The organism is Actinomycetota bacterium, from assembly GCA_036280995.1.
Classification (GTDB): domain Bacteria; phylum Actinomycetota; class CALGFH01; order CALGFH01; family CALGFH01; genus CALGFH01.
Window position 1 is genome coordinate 1 of sequence record DASUPQ010000895.1, and the last position, 3289, is coordinate 3289.

General features: G+C 69.3%; 4 protein-coding genes. 3 read left to right on the plus strand and 1 reads right to left on the minus strand.

Annotation, left to right across the window (positions count from 1 at the left end; genetic code table 11):
• A partial coding sequence (locus tag VF468_29885; GenBank protein ID HEX5882496.1) for a hypothetical protein occupies positions 1-222 on the minus strand: 222 nt, incomplete at its 3' end.
• 741 nt (positions 223-963) lie between these two features.
• Here VF468_29885 and VF468_29890 point away from each other — a divergent pair.
• The 3 genes from VF468_29890 (at position 964) to VF468_29900 (ending at position 2868) form a co-directional block, all read left to right on the plus strand.
• A complete protein-coding gene (locus tag VF468_29890) occupies positions 964-1416 on the plus strand; it encodes a DUF4383 domain-containing protein (protein ID HEX5882497.1) in 453 nt (150 codons plus the stop codon).
• A 115-nt stretch (positions 1417-1531) separates the two neighbouring features.
• On the plus strand, positions 1532-2092 hold the full coding sequence (locus VF468_29895; GenBank protein HEX5882498.1) for a hypothetical protein: 561 nt from the start codon (positions 1532-1534) through the stop codon (positions 2090-2092).
• A gap of 251 nt (positions 2093-2343) precedes the next feature.
• Positions 2344-2868: a sigma-70 family RNA polymerase sigma factor gene (locus VF468_29900; protein HEX5882499.1), complete on the plus strand. Its 525-nt coding sequence runs from the start codon at positions 2344-2346 to the stop codon at positions 2866-2868.
• Positions 2869-3289 lie beyond the last annotated feature (421 nt).

Sequence of the window (3289 nt, forward strand, 5' to 3'; positions counted from 1 at the left end):
GAACTTGTCCCAGTCGGGTTCGGTGTGGATGTTGCGGATGGCCGCCGACAGCCGCTGGCTGAACGCCACCGCACACGGCCCCTGAGCCAGCCGCTCCTGGCCGCCCTCGACGGTCTGGGCGGTCTGGTCCGAGGCGCTGGCCCAGCGCAGCTGCCCGCCGGCGTCAACCAGCATCAGCCCGGCCGCATCGGCTCGGAACAGCTGCTTGGCCCCATCGGTCACCTGCTGCAAGGTGCGGGCCAGGCCCCGTTCTGGATCCAGGCTCCCTAAGGCACCGATGCTCTTGGCCAAATCGGTGGGATCGATGGGCATGGCGCTCCCTGCCTTTCTGGGGAGCCGGGAACTGGCGACCAATCAAGCGAGCCCGGAGCACGCGCCGAGGTGCCGAGCGAGCCACCAGGCCGTCGCCAGCCGGCAGGTCTGGATCGGGGCGAGGGCTAGGCCCCAGGTGCCACCGTCCAGGTGGCCACGAGGCGAACAGGGACTACGCGGATTACTGTACGCCCGCCGTCCCCTGGCTCAAACCCCTGGCCGGCAGCCAACAGATTGATCTCCGGTCCCGGCGGCTACACAGCGCATGCAGCCTCGGGCAGGGAACCGCCGCGACCGGGCCCGTCGCGGCGGGCAGGTTGGCCCAAACCCCGCTGGCCTGCCTCCCTCGCCCGAGGCTGCCTCCACCCTGGCACCACTGCCACCGCCGTACCGGTCAATGCCCAATACGGCCAGCCTTGTCCGACAGGTTGGTGGGCCGATGTCAGTCGGAAGGGCGGGCAGCGTCGGCGGCGCGCAGCGGGTCTTGCCACGCTCCACAAGCGCTCATTGGGGTGGCGAGAATCGCCGAGAGTGGCTGTTCTGGGTGGTTTGTGGCCGCGTGGGGCTGGCTACTCAGCAGCGGCCCGGCAGCAGGCTGGGCTGATGTGAAAGGGCCCAGTCCCCGCCCTTTCCGCCACGGAGGCATCCTTCATGGCTCGACGTCCTGACTCCGCCGCGCCCTCGACCCGGCACCCCAGCCAGCTGCTGGCCCTGGCCATCGGCGCCGTCTACACCCTGATCGGCATCCTCGGCTTCCTGGTCACCGGCTTCGAGAACTTCGCCGCCGAGACCGACAAGACCCTGCTCGGCTTCGAGATCAATCCGCTGCACAACCTGGTCCACCTGGCCATCGGCCTGGCCGGGCTGGCCTTGTGGCGCCGGCTGGATACGGCCAGGACCTATGGGTGGCTGCTGGCCGCCGGCTACGGGCTGGCCTTCATCTATGGGCTGTTCGCGGCGGGCAACCGCGACATCAACTTCCTGTCGCTGAACGGCGCCGACAACATCCTGCACCTGGTCAGCGCCGCCGCCGGGCTGGCCATCGCCCTATGGCCGGCGCAGAGAACCGCCCGCCGCGGTGGTCTCGCCGACCGTGGCGCCTGACCCGCGCAACATAAGGCAGGTAGCCCGCACAGCAGCCATGGAGCGTCCACCCGCACCGCTGCGTTCTCCTCTCGACGTTACTGCTGAGTGACGAACAACCGAAGGAACGATAGGCATGGCACTTACTGACAACACCCTTGCCCGCAGCCTGCACGATGTCGGCCTGGCCGCCTGGTTCGGCGGGTCGCTGATGGGCGCGGCCGGGGTCAACGGCGCCGCCGCGGTGGTCCAGGACCCCAACCAGCGGCTGCGGGTGGCCAACACCGGCTGGGCTCGCTGGACCCCGCTGAATCTGGCCGGGATCGCCGCCCACCTGGCCGGTGGGGCGGTGCTGACCGGGGCCAACCAGGGCCGCCTGGCCGGCCAGCAGGGCGTGGCCGCCGCGAGCGCGGTCAAGACCGCCCTGACTGTGGCCGCGCTGGGCACCACGGCCTACGCCCGGGTGCTGGGCAAGAAGCTGGAGCGGGCCGGCGACGTCCCGGTCGAGGGCGGCACCACCCCCAACCCCACCACTCCCGAGGAGGTGGCCCGTGCCCAGCGGCAGCTCACGGCGCTGCAGTGGGTGATCCCGGTCCTGACCGGGGCGATGCTGGTCGTCAACGCCCGCATGGGTGAGCAGCAGCGCCCGGCTCAGGTCAGCAAGGGCCTGGTCCGGCGGCTGCTCCCGGGTCGCTAGGTGGCCGCCAGCTGAGCTCGGCGTGGAGCTGCTGGTCGCGAGGGAGCTGTCGGTGTCCCGGGACGGGGCGACCTACCACGGCCCGGCTGGCTGGGCCGGCCCGTGGTCGGTCCAGGCCACCAGCCGCAGGGCGGACCGCAGACGGACAACCTCGAGGAGGAGCGGGCGAGGAGGAGGGTGATGGTGCGGGAGGGGCGGTTATGCGCGGCCGCGGTGGCAGCGCCGCAGGGCGGCAAGCGATAGAGGCGCCAGTGGAACAGGCCAGCAGCGATCTCGGAGCCCGGCTCGCGGTCGATCGACAGGGCGCGATCGATGAGATCTATGCCGCCTTGGGCACAACCGTGCTCAGCTACCTGCAACGGCTCGTTGGCCGAGATGACGCCGAAGACGTCCTGCAGCAGGTCTTCTACGAGGTTTGGCGACACAACGGTCGCTACGACCCCTCCAGGAGCCTGGCGGGATGGGCGCTCGGCATCGCGCGCAACCGAGCGATCGACCACCTGCGTCGTCAGCGCAACACCGCCGTCGCGTTGGAGACCATGGATGACATTCCCGGTGAGGACGGCCGAGAACTGACCGAGCGCTACGCACATGCCCATGAGGTTCGCAACGCGCTCATCCGTCTGCCCGAGGAGCAACGCGAGGTCCTTGTGCTGGCGTACTTCGGCGGCTACACGCAGTCAGAGATCTCCAGGCGCCTGGACCTTCCGCTTGGAACCGTCAAGGCGCGAGCGTTCCGGGGCCTGCGCCGCCTCGCCAAACTCCTTACCCCGTAGCACCAAGGCTGGGCCGGGCATCGCAGCCGCTGCACCCTTCGAGATGAAGATGATCAGACGGCAGATAGACGGCCGTGCAGAGAATAAGATACGAGATGGTTCCGAAGGCTAGGATTAGCCTGGCGTGCGTGGACCTCAAGACCGGATGAACGCATACCGATCCGCCGATTGAACGCAGAACTTTGATCCCACGGTCGGGCGCGACCTGCGGAAACGATCGTCCGCGCAGCGGTTACCGGCATTTAGCTGATAAGGATGAGGTCCCTGCGTTCGCCTCGTCCCCCGGATTGCTCTCCAAGTCAGGCGCCCCCGGCGTGAGCCGAGGGCGCTGAGTAGCGATTGCTGGAGCGATTGCTCAGAACGGTGCCGGGTCGTTGAAGTCGCCGCGTTCGGCCTGCCGCTCCCGCCCCTGGGCGCGGTC

Coding starts and splice junctions, on each gene's coding strand:
- VF468_29890 (HEX5882497.1), top strand. CDS start 964: ATGGCTCGACGTCCTGACTCCGCCGCGCCCTCGACCCGGCACCCCAGC.
- VF468_29895 (HEX5882498.1), top strand. CDS start 1,532: ATGGCACTTACTGACAACACCCTTGCCCGCAGCCTGCACGATGTCGGC.